Source organism: Vibrio sp. R10-SG3-ISO10 (genome assembly GCF_059834185.1).
The window spans coordinates 1-15,742 of the sequence record NZ_JCBDHG010000017.1 but is presented as its reverse complement, the minus strand read 5'-3'; the positions used below and the strand labels follow the sequence as shown (position 1 = coordinate 15,742).

The window sequence follows — 15,742 nt, the reverse complement described above, 5'->3', positions numbered from 1 at the left end:
AGCCTCTATTAGCTTGTCATTGCAATTCAATGATTATTGACAAGACTTTAACTATGTTGAGTTTTGCCTGACATAGAAATCAAACAACTGTTTTATTTGTCACTAAACCGGGTAAAATGCCACCTAGATATAAAGATTAAAGGTAGAGAAAATGAGTAAACCTCTAAGTGAATTGCTGGACTTGCTCCAACTTGAAAAGCTAGAAGAGGGCCTGTTTCGAGGTCAAAGTGAAAACTTAGGGCTTCCTCAAGTCTATGGTGGTCAAGTAATCGGTCAAGCCTTATCAGCAGCGCGTTACACCGTTGATGAAGACCGTACTGTGCATTCATTTCACAGCTACTTCCTCTACCCAGGCGATCCTGAAAAGCCGATTATCTATGACGTAGAAAACCTACGTGATGGGCGTAGTTTTAGTACTCGCCGTGTTAAAGCCATTCAAAATGGTCGGCCGATTTTCTACTTAACGGCGTCTTATCACGGTGAAGCGCCAGGCTTTGAGCACCAAAATACCATGCCTGATATCCCGGGCCCTGAAAACTATGCTTCTGAGTCAGAGTTAGCGGAACGTATTGCTAATTTTTTACCAGAAAAACTTAAGAAGACCTTCTGTGGCGAAAAGCCAATTGAAATGCGTCCTGTCACTGTGGTCAATCCTTTAAAACCTGAGAAGGTTGAGCCTAAACAGTACCTGTGGATTAGAGCCAACGGCGAAATGCCAGATAATCAATTGATCCATCAGTACTTGCTTGGCTATGCCTCTGACTGGGGTTTCTTAGTGACTGCTCTTCACCCTCACGGCGTCTCACTGATGACTCCAAAATTCCAAGTGGCAACCATCGATCACTCGATCTGGTTCCACCGCCCATTCAAGATGGACGAATGGTTGTTGTACGTCATTGAAAGTCCAACCGCGAGCAATACGCGTGGTCTGGTGCGTGGTGAGATTTACAATCGCAATGGTGACTTGGTGGCCTCTGCGGTACAAGAAGGCGTCATGCGCTTTACTGAATAAAATCATCCTTCCAAGACTAGCCTCCTAACGGAGGCTTTTTAATGCGTGTGTCCGTGCGAACGCTCAATACTAAAGCCACTAAAGCTGGTATCAACGCTAGCTTTAAAACAGTTGATCACCCAGCGGAATGCGTCGGTAACGTAATAGCCATACTGACCATTCACTGTCATACCGTTACATTCATCAAGGTCTCCCAAGCCTGCAGAGTACTCCCAGTCGCCGCGAAACTGCCCGTCATAATTGCTGCTCACAACGTTGCCACCCACAACAGGAGCCGCATAGCTACCCACATCAACACGCGCCCCCGTTTTCAAACGGTAGCTTGACGTCGCTTTACGAACCTGGCTGGTTGAACTATCTAGGAAACAACTGCCATAAATTGGAAACCCATCAGCGGCAAAGCCTATCACTGGAGAGGCTTCTCCCCCCACACAATCTTGGACAAACATTGCAACGGGATTACCGTGATAATGATACTCCCCAGTAGGTTGTACATGTGCATTGTGAATATCGGTACCAAAGCCGTTTAGAGACGACATCGGGTCGTAGCGCCAAGGATTGTTGATTTCACTTTGACCACACCCCGTACGTTCATCTCCCACGCCGTAGCAAGCCGCCGCCAACAGATCGACTTTAACTCCGTTGAGAAGAATGGCTTCTGAGGTCCCTAAGCTTAACGCAGTAGTAGAACCTGCAAAGCTAGGTGAAGCGGTAAACTCATAGTAGGTCGATTGCTCGGAGACGTTGGTGGCAAATGAAGCCGTCACATCATTGAAGTCATGGTTAGGAATCGCATTTGACTGAACAACGCACTTACTACCACTCGACGTTATCTGCGTTTGACCTGTGTAAATGAGGGAGCGTTGAATGTCATTCACGGTTGAAAAAAAGGTACCTAGATATTGTTGGCAATCACCCGAAAGATTAGTAAACAAAAGATTGGTGATGTTATTACCTGATACCGAAGGTGTAGATGTGGCGCTGCTTGAGTCATCTCCGCCATTGCAGCCACTAAGTAGTGCTGCTGCAATGGCTAAACTCATGGCATGAGTTGATGGTAACGCTGACATTTTATTCATCCCTGTTATGTGTGTTTGCTGTCAGATTAGTCACACTTAACAGGTTTAAAAATGAGCTTTACTTGGCTTTACCCTGCCATACACTTCTTTACGTATGGCATATTGGAAGGGCTGTGGTGTATTTAAGAGGTTCCATGGCAAACGTGGACGTCACATTGGAAATACCTTCGACAGAGTTAACCAGTTTTTTGTAAAAGTGGTCAAAGCACTGCATATCTTTTACCAACACTTTCATCATGTAATCGTACTCCCCAGCCATGCGGTAGAACTCCATCACTTCAGGGAACTCTGACGCAGTAGACACAAACTGGCTATACCACTCGTGAGAGTGATCACTCGTCTTAACGAGTACAAACGCAGTGAATGAAAGATCGAGTTTTTCTGGGTTAAGCAAGGCGACTCGCTTTTGAATAACTCCCGCTTCCTCAAGCTTTTTCAGGCGCTTCCAACACGGTGTCGTGGTCAGGTTAACCGCTTCCGCCAGTTCGTTGAGCGACAGTGTTGCGTCGTTTTGCAATAGGTCGAGCATCTTGCGGTCAATTTTATCAATATCCATATCCACACACTTCTCAAAGTAGAAAATTTTTCTCCATAATAAGCAAATGACAACAAAATTAGCAAAGCTTTTCTCTCTATAACTAGGTAAATTAACCTCATAACGATTTGAAGGAGAAACCTTATGTGTACTGATCATAACTGGATTAACAATGCAGTTCGCAAAATCGAAGCCGATTACCAACGCAGCGCAGATACTCACCTAATCAAGCTAGACCTTCCAAGTATTGAGGGTATCGACGTCTATCTGAAAGACGAAAGTACACATCCTACAGGTTCTCTAAAACACCGCTTGGCACGCTCTCTGTTCCTGTATGCCATTTGTAATGGTTGGGTAGGCCCAGAGACAACAATTATCGAGTCATCTTCTGGTAGCACTGCCGTATCAGAAGCCTACTTTGCTCGCTTGCTTGGCCTGCCTTTTATTGCTGTGATGCCAAAATCTACAGCACGTAAAAAAATCGAGCAGATCGAGTTCTACGGTGGCCAAGCTCACCTTGTAGATCGCTCAGATCAAATTTATGCGGAGTCACACCGCCTAGCTAAAGAATTGAATGGCCACTATATGGATCAGTTCACTTATGCTGAGCGAGCAACCGACTGGCGTGGTAACAACAACATCGCCAACTCAATTTTCAGCCAGATGGAAATGGAAGATCACTCGGTACCCGCTTGGATTGTAATGAGTCCAGGTACTGGTGGTACCTCAGCGACTATTGGTCGTTTCATTCGTTACCAACAACACGACACCAAATTGTGCGTAGTCGATCCTGAAAACTCAGTTTTCCACGACTACTTCAAAACAGGTGATAAGAGTTTAACCGGTAATAATGGAAGCAAAATTGAAGGTATTGGCCGCCCACGCGTAGAGCCAAGCTTTATTCCTGGTGTCGTTGATGAAATGCGCACTATTCCAGATGCAGCGTCTGTCGCAACCGCGCATTGGCTAGAGAAAATTCTAGGTCGCAAGGTGGGCGCTTCTACCGGAACAAACCTTTACGGCGTACTTCAACTGGCCAGTGAAATGAAAGCGCGTGGAGAAAAAGGCTCTATCGTTACTCTACTATGCGATAGCGGTGAGCGTTACTTAGATACTTACTACAACGCAGAATGGGTTAAAGAGAATATTGGTGATACCCAGCCTTACTCTATCAAGCTAGAAGAATTTGAAACGACAGGCCAGATTAGCTAATGGGAAGTGATACCTCCGCTGTAAACGGCTTAAAAAAAACCGCCACTCATTGAGTGGCGGTTTTTGTATGTCTAGGATCCGTGGACCTAATGATTACTTTTTGTTTTGACGCGCTTCGAATGCCGCTAATTGCTCTGGTGTCGCTTTCGGCTGATGGTTTTGCTTCCACTCATCGTAAGTCATGCCGTAAACACGTTCGCGAGCGTCATCAATGTCTAAATCAAGACCCTGTGTTTCAGCCTCAGCTTTGTACCACTTACTGAAGCAGTTACGACAGAAACCTGCCAAAATCATTAGATCGATATTTTGCACATCTTTGTTGTCATCCAGATGTGTAAGCAGACGACGAAACACCGCTGCGTCTAGTTTATCTTGCTCTTCTTGGGATAGATTTTTGTATTTAAATTCAGCCACTTTACTTACCTTCTCATCGTTTCTTCGTTGTTTTTGTTCTAGGATTGTATCAGCCTACTTAGAGTAATCTCAATACAAAAACGCCCGAGCAAAAAGCTCAGGCGTTTTTCAATTTCAATGCTGATTAAGCTTGGATACCAACAATTAACCAAGGTGCGTTTGGTGCAGTTAGATCGCGCTCTAAGTGCCATACGTCGGTAATATCTTCTTCGATACCTTCAACTGCGTCACGGTAACGTCCGCTGAACTGAAGGCTTAACTGAGCTTTGCTCGCATCGTAATCCGCACGTACGATCTCGGCATCAACATACATCACATCAGTGTGCTGCTCACCTTCAAGCTTAGCGCGCTCTGATTTGAGGTCTTGGTACAAGCTTGGCGATACGTATTCTTCAATCGTTTCAAGTTGATTGTGGTTCCAAGCACCTTGTAAAATACGGTAATGCTCACGAGAGCCATTAACGAAAGCCGCTTGGTCAAAGCCCGGTGGGTAGTTATGTGGTACATCTGTTTGAGCACCAAAACCGAAACCACCCGTTTGAGCACCACTGTTTTGTGGCTGTTCAAAGTTGTGAACATTAGGTTGTTCAAACTTAGGCGCAGAAGAACCACCAAATGCTGGTTGTTGGCGGTTCTGATTCATGCTGCCCTGCTTAGCGCCAAGCATGCCACGCATTAGTTTAAAGATAACAAATGCAATCAGACCAATGATAAGAATATCCATAAACTGGATACCTTCAAATGCACCACCAAAGAAGGCAGCAAGTAGACCACCTGCTAGTAAACCACCTAGCAAGCCGCCCATCAGACCTTTTTTGCTTGAGCTTTGTGTTTTACCCGTTTGGTCTTTACCAATCGAGTTTGTGTTTTGCTGTTGCTGCTTAGGCGCTGGCGCCGTTTTGAAGCTCTTACCGAACGATTTGCCGCCGCCAAACTTCTTCGCTTCTGCTACTGGCGTAATCGCAACCGATACCATCAGTAGAGCAACAAGGGAAAAGAGTCGTTTCATATTCTTCCTTTGAGGTTCCTGTCAAGGTTATAAACTTATACTTATTACACTATATTAACTCTAGCAGCCCCATATTCAAACCAAAACGTCTCCGACACATGTATCAGAATATTGCAAATAACCCATGCGGTTGTTGACGATATAGGTAGTGGCTCATTAGAATATTGAACATTGTTCATTTTAGATTACTCACCATGGCCCGAAGAAACGATCATACGCGAGAAGAACTTATCGCGCTTACGCTAAATACTGTTAAAGAATTTTTGGCAAGCAACACCTATCACGAGTTGAGCTTGCGAAAGATAGCGACGATGATCGGCTATGTTCCAAGTACTCTAGTGAATGTCTTTGGTAGTTATAATCTATTACTACTTCACGCTGTGGCTCAAACCCTAGATGAGCTTTCGGAAGAAGCGAAAGGAGTGGTTTCTCAGTGCCAAGATCCAAAGTCAGCGCTGTATGAACTTGCCTACTGCTATCATGATTTTGCGCAGCATCACCCACATCGCTGGCAGCTAATCTTTGAGCACAATATGAATGGTGAAACGCTGCCAGAATGGCAAGCCCAACGTATTGATTCCATGACAGGTATGCTTGAACAACTGTTGCAATTGATTGGACCAGAGCGTAGCCAAGCGGAAGTGCTTCAAGCAAGTCGCGTATTATGGTCTGGCGTTCACGGTATAACACTGTTAAGTGTCGACGATAAATTCTTTGCTGCTGAACCGATTGATGGAAAAGAGCTGATCGAAAACCTACTCTCTAATTATTTGAGCAACTGGTAATCTGTGCATGTCGAATAGCCAAACTTCCCTATTAGGACAGAAGCGCTTTCTGCCTTACTTCGTTACTCAGTTTTTTGGTGCCTTTAACGATAACATTTTCAAAAATGTCTTATTACTGTTCGTCGCATTTGCGGGAGCGGGTGCGCTACCTATTTCTAGCAACTTATTTATCAACCTAGCGGCAGGGCTGTTCATTCTTCCCTTTTTCCTTTTTTCTGCCTCCGCAGGTGCTCTTGCCGACAAATACGAAAAGGCTTGGTTCATTCGCAAGGTGAAGCTCGCTGAGATCGGCATAATGTGCTTGGGCGCAATCGGCTTTATTACCGAAAGCTACGTTATCTTGCTGATCCTACTGTTTCTTATGGGCACACAATCGGCGTTTTTTGGCCCAGTAAAGTACGCCCTACTACCCCAGCAGTTAAAGCCTAACGAACTGGTTCCAGGTAACGCGTTAGTTGAAACCGGTACTTTCCTCGCAATCTTGTTGGGTACGCTTGGTGCTGGGGTGATTGCGTCAGCTGAAAACGCCAAGTACGTAGCGGCGGCTTGTGTGGTGCTCTTTGCCGTGTTTGGTTACATCTCTAGCCGTTCTATTCCTGAAGCACCTGCCAGTGCGCCGGATCTTAAATTTAAATGGCAACCTGTTAAGCAAACTAAGAAGACCATCGCTATTGCTAAAGCGGATAAAACTATCTTTCGCGCACTAATGGCAATCAGTTGGTTTTGGTTCTTGGGTGCGGCTTACCTCACGCAGTTCCCGAATTTCACTAAGCTCCATCTTAACGGAAGCGAAAGCGCGGTATCTTTCTTACTCGCATTGTTTTCTGTCGGTATTGCGGTGGGTTCGCTAGCTTGTGACAAGCTGTCTAACCATAGAATTGAAGTCGGTATTGTGCCGTTAGGTAGCTTAGGCATCACCATTTTTGGTGCTTTAATGGCAACGTCCGTTCCTCAGCAGTTACCTGAGTTTGCGAGCTTTAGCGAATTTGTCATGCACAAACCTTTATGGTCAGTGTTTGCTTATCTGCTGTTACTTGGAGCTTCAGGTGGTATCTTTATTGTTCCCTTGTATGCTCTTATGCAGCAAAGAGCAAAAGTCACCGAGCGAGCTCAGGTTATCGCTGCGCTAAACATCTATAACTCACTGTTTATGGTTGGAAGCGCTGTTTTAGGCATTGTCTGCTTAACCATTATTGAGCTATCCATTCCACAGCTATTTTTGCTGTTGGCAGTACTCAACCTGCTGGTGGCAGGCTACTTGTTTATGCAAGTGCCTATTTTTGTGGTGCGTTTTTTAATGTGGGTTATCACCCATACCATGTACCGAGTCAACCATAAGAATACGCAAAACTTACCAGAAAAAAGTGGCGCTTTACTCGTGTGCAACCACGTGAGTTACATGGATGCCTTGCTGCTCAGCGCGGTGTGTCCAAGGCTGATCCGTTTTGTGATGGAAGAAGAGTACGCCAACTTGCCGCCACTAAAACGATTCTTGCAACGTGCTGGTGTTATCCCTATTTCGGCCGGCAATCGTCGCTCAATCGTCAAAGCATTTAATGATGTTGAACAAGCGCTGTCTGAAGGTCATATCGTGTGTATTTTCCCTGAAGGACGCCTCACTTCCGACGGTGAGATGAATGAGTTCATGCGCGGGATGGATATCATTATTAAGCGCAGTCCTGTGCCTGTCATTCCAATTGCACTTAAAGGACTTTGGGGTAGTTACTTCAGTCGTCACAAAGGTTCTGCATGCAAAGGGTTACCAACACGTTTTTGGTCGAAAATTGAAATTGAAGTCGGCGAGCCGGTTGACCCAGAAAATGCTTCTACATCCGTTATGCATGATAAAGTAGCGACATTACGAGGCGATTGGCGTTAAACCTAATCACGATGCTTTTAACATGCGTTAAGTTTTTCTTAACGCATGTTCAATTCATTCAACTCTCTTTATCGTTTTGGGTTCGCTAAACTAGCGCTTTCCAATTTAATCTCCCCCTACACCAATAAAAATAATGAATGACTTCAATAAGCAACTCCCTTTTTGGCTTGCACTCACGATTTGCTTAACTCCATTTATCACCTCCCCTACCGCTTTGGTTATTGGGTTTCTACTCGCCTCACTTGGTTTAGTTCCAAAACAGTTCAATCTCGCTAAGTTAACCAAAAAGCTATTAGCCTACTCAATCGTTGGCTTAGGGTTTGGGATTCAATTCGAACAAGCGTTAGCCGTAACCTCTGATGGCATTGGGCTCATCATCGCAACCATTGTTGGTACGCTGGTTATTGGATGGTGGCTTGCTAGAGCAATAGGGTTAAACAAACAGACTGGGTATCTTATTTCTTCAGGGACAGCTATCTGTGGGGGTAGTGCGATTGCCGCGGTGTCTCCGGCCATCAAAGCCAACGACGAGCAAATTGGTTTATCTCTCGCAACGGTTTTTGTTCTTAACTCTATCGCGCTATTTGTTTTTCCAGTGATTGGACATGCACTCAATTTAGATCAACACACCTTTGGGACTTGGGCCGCGATTGCCATTCACGATACCTCTTCGGTAGTGGGGGCAGCTTCAGCCTATGGAGAAGAAGCATTGACGACGGCAACGACGCTTAAATTAGCGCGTGCGTTATGGATCATTCCTGTCGCTTTTGTCAGTGCATTCCTATTTCGCAGTGAATCGAAAAAAGTCACCATCCCTTACTTTATCTTGTTTTACTGCGTAGCTATTGCGGTCAGCGATTTGTTACCGCAATTTGAAGTCATTTATCAAGGAATATTCGATATTGCCAAGCGAGCGCTCGTCGTTTGTTTGTTCTTGATTGGCTGCGGAATTTCAGTGGATAAGCTTAAGTCAGCAGGTCCGAAGCCTTTGATGTTTGGTGTTACTCTGTGGGTTCTGATCTCAACCACATCTTTAGCTTGGTTGTTGTTAGCCTAAACGGCCGATATCTTTCGCAGCTTGTGCTCGCTTGTTCTGCTTAAAGCTAAATACGAGCCCCAACACGAGCAAGAATGCCGAAAGTTCAGCTAATGCTCGTGTGAGCCCCTCAGTTTGAACTGCCACAATGATCTGTAAGATCACCGCAATAACCAAAATCGCTCTCATATCCTTATACCCTAACTCTTAATTTTCTGGAGATATTATAAGTTAGGGTTATAAGAAAGCTAAATTCACATTTGGACTATGAAATTGCTAAATTAACTAAGTTGGTTTTTCTATTGCAACTGCCCTTCAATCCAATTAATAAAGGTACGAATTTTCGGCCTATCTTCGGTTCCCAAAGGGCAAAGCAAATCATAACTCTTGCTCGTAGGCATACTTGGGTATGGGGTGACTAGCTCACCAGATTCAATCAAATCTTTGACAAAGTGGTATTTGCCCATACCAACACCAAGATTATGAAGCGCACTGATAAAACCCATCTCTCGGTGGCTTACGCAGTAAAACTGATTAAAAATATCAATATCGAGCTGCATATAGTCACGCCATCGCTGCCACACGTCTGAACCGACTGCATGAATAAAATTAATTCGTTTCAGCGATTCTAAACCATCTTCATACAGGCGATGTTTCTTCGCATACTGCGGCGTACAGACAGGAATGTACTCATCGCCAAACAAACGTTTTCTATACACATCTTTCATACTGGCAGAGTCATAATATATCGCTACTTCAATGTTATTCTTGTGGAAATCTTCCTGCTCTTGGTAGCCCCAAATATTGAGATTGAATTTAGGATACTTGTTTTTGAAATCAGATAGTCTTGGCAGCAACCATCCATTTGCAAAGCCTGTCGAGGTTGCAATGTTTAGCTCCCCCACCATGTCTGTTGACTTTATCTCTTCAATTTCAGAGAAGATGCCATGCAAATTTTTTGACAACGTACTGTGAAACCTAGCCCCTTCTTCCGTCAGTTCGAGCTGGCGAGTTCCTCTGACAAACAGATTAAACCCCAACTCTTTTTCCAACACTTTAATTCTATGGCTGACCGCTCCTTGTGTAAGGTGAAGCTGCTTACCTGTAATGGTAAAGCTTAACGTTTTTGCCGCCATGTCGAAGGTATGTAGATTTCTAAGCAACAATTGTTGATTGGCCATACTGCCTCAATGGATTAATATTTTTAATTTATACTACTATCTGATTCGTTTGTTCGCACCATGAAATAAGTCATAAAATGTCCCCAATCTATTAAATGTGACCTAGCGCTAGAGTGACTCTCACTGTGCTAGCTCATCAAAAAATCAATAATTGAAAACTAGGGGCATAAATGAACATACTCGGATACATGCAAAAAGTCGGTAAGGCACTGATGGTGCCAGTCGCGACATTACCTGCAGCCGCAATATTGATGGGGATTGGCTACTGGCTCGATCCTGTTGGCTGGGGCTCAGAAAACATTCTCGCCGCTTTTCTGATTAAATCAGGCGCAGCCATCATTGATAACATGGCAGTGCTGTTTGCTGTCGGCGTTGCCTTTGGTTTAAGTAAAGACAAAAACGGCTCGGCAGCGCTATCGGGTTTTGTTATGTTTTTGGTCGTGACAACTCTGCTAGCGCCTGGTTCTGTAGCTCAGTTGATTGGTGTCAGCGCAGATGAAGTACCCGCCGCGTTTGGTAAGATCAGTAACCAGTTTATTGGTATTATTATCGGTATTATCTCAGCTGAGATTTACAACCGATACTCTAGCGTTGAACTCCCGCAGGCACTCGCTTTCTTTAGTGGTAAACGCCTAGTTCCAATCCTTACTTCCGTGGCAGGTATGGCACTCTCTTTTGCCCTACTTTACATCTGGCCAGCGGTTTATGACGCTTTGATTATTCTAGGTATTAAACTCGAAAGCATGGGCGCTGTAGGTGCTGGTCTATTTGGCTTCTTTAACCGTCTATTTCTATCTATCGGTATGCACCATGCGCTTTACCCTGTGTTCTGGTTTGATGTAGTCGGTATCAACGATATCCCTAACTTCTTGGGCGGTGCTCAATCTATCGCTAACGGTACGGGTATTCCTGGTCAAACAGGTATGTACCAAGCGGGCTTCTTCCCAATCATGATGTTTGGTCTACCTGCTGCAGCTCTGGCTATGTACCACTGCTCTGATGCGAAAAACAAGAACCAAGTGTTTGCGATTATGCTTGCTGCAGCGATGGCCTCTTTCTTCACAGGTATCACAGAACCACTAGAGTTTAGCTTTATGTTCCTTGCACCTGTGTTGTTCCTAATTCACGCGGTGCTAACCGGTTTGTCTTTGTACATTGCTGCAACTATGGAATGGATGGCAGGATTCGGCTTCTCAGCAGGTTTTGTTGATTTCGTTCTATCAAGTCAAAACCCGTTAGCCACTAACTGGTACATGCTGATTCTTCAAGGTTTGGTATTCTTCTGCCTATACTACGCCATCTTCCGTTTCGCTATCGTCAAGTTTAACCTTAAGACACCAGGTCGCGGCGAAGATATGGCCAGTGAGTCAAATGAGGACATTTCAGGCCTTGCTAAGGAGTACATTCAGGCTATTGGTGGTGCTGAAAATATCCTAGAAGTGGACAACTGTATTACTCGTCTACGCCTAACAGTAAAAGATTCTGCTGTCGCAGACAGTGAACAACTTAAGAAACTTGGTGCGGCAGGGGTAGTTCCTGTTGGCAAAGGCGGTCTGCAAGTTATCGTTGGTCTTGGCAAAGTAGACAAGGTGGCAGAGCAGATGAAAACCATCCTTGCTAGCTAATCCAACGTTTACTGAAAAATAGTTTTTAAAGAATTGCGGTGACTTCACCTTCATCGCATCCCCCTGAAGTGCATTTTCGCTTAGTCACCGAGTCTGCACTTCTTTTTGGTTACTGAGCGAGTTGATCCAACAACCACTGCTTTACTTTCTGTCTTGAGATTTTAATCCCACCCTGTAACAGTTCATCCGGCATCGCATAGTAGGCAACAGGCCATTTGAGTTTGGTTAATGACCCTTTTAGATGCGCTGTTATTTGTAACTCATCAATCTCATCTGTTACCTTGATAACAGCGATAGGTCTGTGACCAAATTCGCTATCTGGTATCGGTACAATGACCGACTGGCTGATAAAAGGAATCTGATTAAGCGCTTGTTCTATCTCTTCACAGTGGATGTTTTCACCGCCGGAGATAAACAGATTGTCAGCACGGCCGATGATCTTTAGCTCTCGCCCGACCATTTCACCGAGATCTTTACTATCAAACCAACCCAGTTCAGTAATTGGTGTTAGCTGCCCTTGTATATAGTAACCGGAGGCTAGCGTCTCACCGCCTATATAAATTCTTTGCCCTTTAAGGCAAAGCTGACGCTTTGGTAGCAACTCACCAGCAGTGTATTCGGAGTCAATACGTTTTGCCGTCACGGTTGACGCGGCTTCTGTCATGCCATAACCAAGCCATGTTTCAATACCGAGTTTTTCAGCTTGCTGACTGAGTTCCATGGGCACATGGCTGCCACCGAGTAATACATGACTGAGCGACAGTTTCACTTCATTGTCGAGAAGCCGTTTAAGTTGGGTGGAAACTAAAGATGCGTGAGTGACACCCTGAATATCTTCTGCTAATTCCCCTTTACCCACTTTCAAGCTGGCGCCACTGTGCAGCCAGCGATAAATAATCGCCAGTCCAGAGACATGGTACATAGGTAGGCTTAGCAACCAGGTGTCTCCTTGCGTAAACGCAAAGCGCTGCAGCAAACCTTGAGCCGAGGCCAAATGTTGCTTTGAGGTATGAGCTACCGCTTTAGGAGCGCCTGTTGAACCCGACGTAAATACAATCGAAGCAAGCGCTTCGCTGCTGAACTTGCCTCGACAACATTCAGTCACCAAAGGCTTCAGCTCTATGTTTTGCAAGCTACGCAAGTCTGGAACGTCTGTTGATAGCCACACTTTGGCCTGACTGGGTTCAGGATATAATGTCGCGAGTTTCTGGTTAAATTCAGCCTTTGCTTGCGGCATGGTTATCGCACAAATCGCTTCTAGCTCTATACAGGCGAGATAAACCAAAATCAGCTCAACACTGTTTTTGCCAACACAAGTGAGCACGCTTCCCGAACCGACACCTTGTCTTGCCAACGAAGCCGCCACTTGGTCAACGGCAGTTTCAAGCTCAGCCCAAGTGTAACTTTGGTTGGGGGTATAGAGAGCATACAAAGATGGGCTCGATTGAGCCCATTGACGTAGAGGAGATAGCTGACTCATTACGACTGCCAGATTAATGCCTGATCAGACAGGCTTGCGACAGGTAATTCACAACCCGGCCAAGCAACTTCTAACTGCTGAGCAAACAGCCCCACAGTATCCAGTCCCGGTACTTCTTCTGGAAGTTGCCAGTGCGCTAATCTTGCTAACTGGGTTAAACCAAGGCTAGATTCAATACTCGAACTTATTACCGCTTTAATGCCAAGTGACTTGGCTTTATCAATCAGTTCAATACAACGCTCAACCGTTCCAATCAGAGTCGGCTTAATCACAATCGCTTTCGCACCATTGAGGTCTTCTAACTTGAAGTCTTCTTTGCGGATCGCGTGTTGCAGCGTTTCATCCCAAGCAATCGCAATGCCTGTATCAATGGCAAAAGAGAAGCTGTCTCCCGGTGCTTGGCATGGCTCTTCGATAAAGGCGATGCGGCCACGCAACGAAGGGGCAATCTTCTTAGCAAATTGCTGCGCTTTTTCTGCAGTCCAAGCTCGGTTAGCGTCTAAACGGAGTGTTAAGTCTGGAATCGATTCTAAGAAAAGGCTGACTAGCATCCCATCACGAATCGGCTCATACAGACCGACCTTAATCTTGGCCACTTTCTCGCCTGTCATGGCATTCAGCTTAGGCAGAAGTTCATCTGGGTCACCAGAACATAGCGGCGCAGCTTGAAAACAGCCTTGTTCTGGCAACTGTTTACTAAGCTCTAATTCCGCCATTGATAGGCCAAAAGCAACCGATGGGTAGAGCTCATCAAAGTTGAACGCTTGCCCTTGTTGCCACAAAGCCAGTTGCTCGACCAATTGCGAGTAAACATCGTCCATCGTCTCGATACTAAAACCAGGCAAAGGGGCAATTTCGCCTCGACCAAGCTCACCATCAAGAACAAGCTCAACGACAAATCCTTCTCTCTGCTTGAGCTTTTGTTCACGCAGTATCACGCCACTGTCCATCGGCAATTCATAGCGATACAGTTTGGCTGATCTCATAGCAATATCCCTTTCTTTGTTGATATAAATGTAGCTTGTATTGGATATTTCACCCATTTGTACGTTGATATCTAAGCTGTAGCCTCAAGAACAAGGAGAGGACGCGGAATATAGAAGCCTATATGAGCATCCTCGACACGTTATTGAGGCTAAAGCGACGATATCAACAACAAATTAAGGGTTGCGTGGGAACTTATTAAAGTCAGGACGACGCTTCTCATTGAACGCATTACGACCTTCCTGACCTTCTTCAGTCATGTAGAACATCATAGTTGCGTTACCTGCTAGCTCCTGAAGGCCAGCTTGACCATCACAGTCTGCATTCAGTGCCGCTTTCAAGCAACGAAGTGCCATTGGGCTGTGTTGTAGGGTTTCACGACACCAGCGAACCGTTTCTTTCTCTAAATCTTCTACAGCAACGACTGTATTAACCAGCCCCATATCTAGCGCTTCTTGCGCGTCGTAGAAACGACATAGGAACCAAATTTCACGCGCTTTCTTCTGGCCGACGATACGTGCCATGTAAGAAGCGCCCCAACCACCGTCAAATGAGCCCACTTTAGGGCCTGTTTGTCCAAATTGAGCATTTTCTGCAGCAATCGTTAGGTCACACATCATGTGTAGTACGTGACCGCCACCCACTGCCCAACCAGCAACCGATGCGATCACTGGCTTTGGACACGTACGAATTTGACGTTGGAAATCAAGAACGTTTAAGTGGTGAGTACCAGAATCATCTTGGTAGCCGCCGTAGTCTCCACGAATCTTCTGGTCGCCACCAGAACAGAATGCTTTCTCACCTAAACCGGTTAGGATAATAACGCCCACACCTTCATCGTAACGTGCATCTGCTAGAGCATTGATCATCTCTTTAACGGTTTGAGGACGAAAAGCGTTACGTACTTGAGGACGAGCGATAGTGATCTTAGCGATACCATCTTCGGATTTGTGGTACTGAATATCTTCATATTCACCTGTGCAGTCATTCCAGTTAACTGGAGCGTATAGTTCTTCTTCTGAGATACCGACTGTTTTTGCCATGGTGATTCCTAGTTTGTTTACCTACTGGCTCAGCATACTAACCAATGGTGTTCAGCTGAGTTTTAACAATATTTGCGAAAGCCTGTGGCTGTTCAATATGAACATTGTGCCCCGCTTTCTCAACTTGGCTAAAAGACAAACCGCTTCGTTTGGCCAACTGACTAAACTTATTGTCTTTTTCGCCACATATATAATGAGTTTTGATCCCTGAATCTTTCAGGGCATCGAGTAAATAGTCTTGTTTCGCAAGCGAAGTAGCCTCGAGCATATTCGCTACCGATGGGCCTAGATTAGCACTGCGTTTATCTATCAGTTTTTGTCTTTGCGCATGATTTAGCGAACTAAATACTGGCTGTTGATACCAGTCGCTTAATACCTGCTCAATAGGCTCGTTGCGAAATCGATTTGCCCATTGGCTATCGTTTTGCCGCCTTTGCTGCTTAGGTGCTGCACTGAAGGCATCTCTGT

16 protein-coding genes are annotated in these 15,742 nt (G+C 45.2%); 6 read left to right on the top strand and 10 right to left on the bottom strand.

Going from position 1 to position 15,742, the window contains the following annotated elements:
- Positions 1-151 precede the first annotated feature (151 nt).
- Entirely contained in the window at positions 152-1,012 is an 861-nt protein-coding gene (tesB, locus tag AC6R16_RS08165; RefSeq protein ID WP_500674084.1) for an acyl-CoA thioesterase II, read from the top strand.
- A 38-nt stretch (positions 1,013-1,050) separates the two neighbouring features.
- On the opposite strand, the gene AC6R16_RS08160 is transcribed toward tesB, so the two are convergent.
- A complete protein-coding gene (locus tag AC6R16_RS08160) occupies positions 1,051-2,082 on the bottom strand; it encodes a YHYH protein (RefSeq protein ID WP_500674083.1) in 1,032 nt (343 codons plus the stop codon).
- 97 nt (positions 2,083-2,179) lie between these two features.
- Positions 2,180-2,647, bottom strand: a complete 468-nt coding sequence (locus AC6R16_RS08155; protein ID WP_272785327.1) for an Lrp/AsnC family transcriptional regulator — start codon at positions 2,645-2,647, stop codon at positions 2,180-2,182.
- Positions 2,648-2,770: 123 nt separating this feature from the next.
- Here AC6R16_RS08155 and AC6R16_RS08150 point away from each other — a divergent pair, with 123 nt between their 5' ends.
- Positions 2,771-3,838 (top strand): pyridoxal-phosphate dependent enzyme, encoded by a 1,068-nt coding sequence (locus tag AC6R16_RS08150; RefSeq protein ID WP_494504726.1) that lies wholly within the window; start codon positions 2,771-2,773, stop codon positions 3,836-3,838.
- A 93-nt stretch (positions 3,839-3,931) separates the two neighbouring features.
- On the opposite strand, the gene AC6R16_RS08145 is transcribed toward AC6R16_RS08150, so the two are convergent.
- Both AC6R16_RS08145 and AC6R16_RS08140 read right to left on the bottom strand, forming a co-directional pair.
- Entirely contained in the window at positions 3,932-4,252 is a 321-nt protein-coding gene (locus AC6R16_RS08145) for a DUF1244 domain-containing protein (protein WP_004748255.1), read from the bottom strand.
- 124 nt (positions 4,253-4,376) lie between these two features.
- On the bottom strand, positions 4,377-5,261 hold the full coding sequence (locus AC6R16_RS08140) for a Tim44 domain-containing protein (RefSeq protein ID WP_500674082.1): 885 nt from the start codon (positions 5,259-5,261) through the stop codon (positions 4,377-4,379).
- Positions 5,262-5,455: 194 nt separating this feature from the next.
- Here AC6R16_RS08140 and AC6R16_RS08135 point away from each other — a divergent pair, with 194 nt between their 5' ends.
- From AC6R16_RS08135 to AC6R16_RS08125, 3 genes are all read left to right on the top strand, one after another.
- A complete protein-coding gene (locus AC6R16_RS08135; RefSeq protein ID WP_500674081.1) occupies positions 5,456-6,046 on the top strand; it encodes a TetR/AcrR family transcriptional regulator in 591 nt (196 codons plus the stop codon).
- A gap of 7 nt (positions 6,047-6,053) precedes the next feature.
- Positions 6,054-7,925, top strand: a complete 1,872-nt coding sequence (locus tag AC6R16_RS08130) for an MFS transporter (RefSeq protein WP_500674080.1) — start codon at positions 6,054-6,056, stop codon at positions 7,923-7,925.
- Positions 7,926-8,058: 133 nt separating this feature from the next.
- Positions 8,059-8,982 (top strand): YeiH family protein, encoded by a 924-nt coding sequence (locus tag AC6R16_RS08125; protein ID WP_500674079.1) that lies wholly within the window; start codon positions 8,059-8,061, stop codon positions 8,980-8,982.
- On the opposite strand, the gene AC6R16_RS08120 is transcribed toward AC6R16_RS08125, so the two are convergent.
- Both AC6R16_RS08120 and AC6R16_RS08115 read right to left on the bottom strand, forming a co-directional pair.
- Complete coding sequence (locus tag AC6R16_RS08120; protein WP_239856027.1) at positions 8,974-9,150, bottom strand: hypothetical protein; 177 nt, start codon at positions 9,148-9,150, stop codon at positions 8,974-8,976. The genes AC6R16_RS08125 and AC6R16_RS08120 overlap by 9 nt on opposite strands.
- A 110-nt stretch (positions 9,151-9,260) precedes the next feature.
- Positions 9,261-10,142 (bottom strand): LysR substrate-binding domain-containing protein, encoded by an 882-nt coding sequence (locus AC6R16_RS08115; protein WP_239856032.1) that lies wholly within the window; start codon positions 10,140-10,142, stop codon positions 9,261-9,263.
- Between the two features lie 170 nt (positions 10,143-10,312).
- Between AC6R16_RS08115 and nagE the strand changes: the two genes are divergently transcribed.
- The gene (gene nagE, locus AC6R16_RS08110; RefSeq protein WP_500674078.1) at positions 10,313-11,767 is read left to right on the top strand and encodes an N-acetylglucosamine-specific PTS transporter subunit IIBC; all 1,455 of its coding nucleotides are present in this window, start codon (positions 10,313-10,315) and stop codon (positions 11,765-11,767) included.
- Between the two features lie 109 nt (positions 11,768-11,876).
- On the opposite strand, the gene menE is transcribed toward nagE, so the two are convergent.
- The 4 genes from menE to AC6R16_RS08090 form a co-directional block, all read right to left on the bottom strand.
- Positions 11,877-13,247, bottom strand: a complete 1,371-nt coding sequence (gene menE / locus AC6R16_RS08105) for an o-succinylbenzoate--CoA ligase (protein WP_500674077.1) — start codon at positions 13,245-13,247, stop codon at positions 11,877-11,879.
- Positions 13,247-14,233 carry an o-succinylbenzoate synthase gene (menC, locus tag AC6R16_RS08100; protein WP_500674076.1) on the bottom strand — a complete coding sequence of 329 codons (987 nt, stop codon included), beginning with the start codon at positions 14,231-14,233 and terminating at the stop codon, positions 13,247-13,249. The genes menE and menC overlap by 1 nt, the downstream gene beginning before the upstream one ends.
- Positions 14,234-14,407: 174 nt before the next feature.
- Positions 14,408-15,274 (bottom strand): 1,4-dihydroxy-2-naphthoyl-CoA synthase, encoded by an 867-nt coding sequence (gene menB, locus AC6R16_RS08095; RefSeq protein ID WP_004746667.1) that lies wholly within the window; start codon positions 15,272-15,274, stop codon positions 14,408-14,410.
- Positions 15,275-15,311: 37 nt separating this feature from the next.
- Positions 15,312-15,742 (bottom strand): alpha/beta hydrolase family protein (locus tag AC6R16_RS08090; RefSeq protein ID WP_500674075.1); only part of this gene is annotated, 431 nt, incomplete at its 5' end.

Bases quoted from the DNA above. Each gene is read 5' to 3' on its own strand.
- tesB (WP_500674084.1), top strand. From the start codon at position 152: ATGAGTAAACCTCTAAGTGAATTGCTGGACTTGCTCCAACTTGAAAAG.
- AC6R16_RS08160 (WP_500674083.1), bottom strand. From the start codon at position 2,082: ATGTCAGCGTTACCATCAACTCATGCCATGAGTTTAGCCATTGCAGCA.
- AC6R16_RS08155 (WP_272785327.1), bottom strand. From the start codon at position 2,647: ATGGATATTGATAAAATTGACCGCAAGATGCTCGACCTATTGCAAAAC.
- AC6R16_RS08150 (WP_494504726.1), top strand. From the start codon at position 2,771: ATGTGTACTGATCATAACTGGATTAACAATGCAGTTCGCAAAATCGAA.
- AC6R16_RS08140 (WP_500674082.1), bottom strand. From the start codon at position 5,261: ATGAAACGACTCTTTTCCCTTGTTGCTCTACTGATGGTATCGGTTGCG.
- AC6R16_RS08135 (WP_500674081.1), top strand. From the start codon at position 5,456: ATGGCCCGAAGAAACGATCATACGCGAGAAGAACTTATCGCGCTTACG.
- AC6R16_RS08130 (WP_500674080.1), top strand. From the start codon at position 6,054: ATGTCGAATAGCCAAACTTCCCTATTAGGACAGAAGCGCTTTCTGCCT.
- AC6R16_RS08125 (WP_500674079.1), top strand. From the start codon at position 8,059: ATGAATGACTTCAATAAGCAACTCCCTTTTTGGCTTGCACTCACGATT.
- AC6R16_RS08120 (WP_239856027.1), bottom strand. From the start codon at position 9,150: ATGAGAGCGATTTTGGTTATTGCGGTGATCTTACAGATCATTGTGGCA.
- AC6R16_RS08115 (WP_239856032.1), bottom strand. From the start codon at position 10,142: ATGGCCAATCAACAATTGTTGCTTAGAAATCTACATACCTTCGACATG.
- nagE (WP_500674078.1), top strand. From the start codon at position 10,313: ATGAACATACTCGGATACATGCAAAAAGTCGGTAAGGCACTGATGGTG.
- menE (WP_500674077.1), bottom strand. From the start codon at position 13,247: ATGAGTCAGCTATCTCCTCTACGTCAATGGGCTCAATCGAGCCCATCT.
- menC (WP_500674076.1), bottom strand. From the start codon at position 14,233: ATGAGATCAGCCAAACTGTATCGCTATGAATTGCCGATGGACAGTGGC.
- menB (WP_004746667.1), bottom strand. From the start codon at position 15,274: ATGGCAAAAACAGTCGGTATCTCAGAAGAAGAACTATACGCTCCAGTT.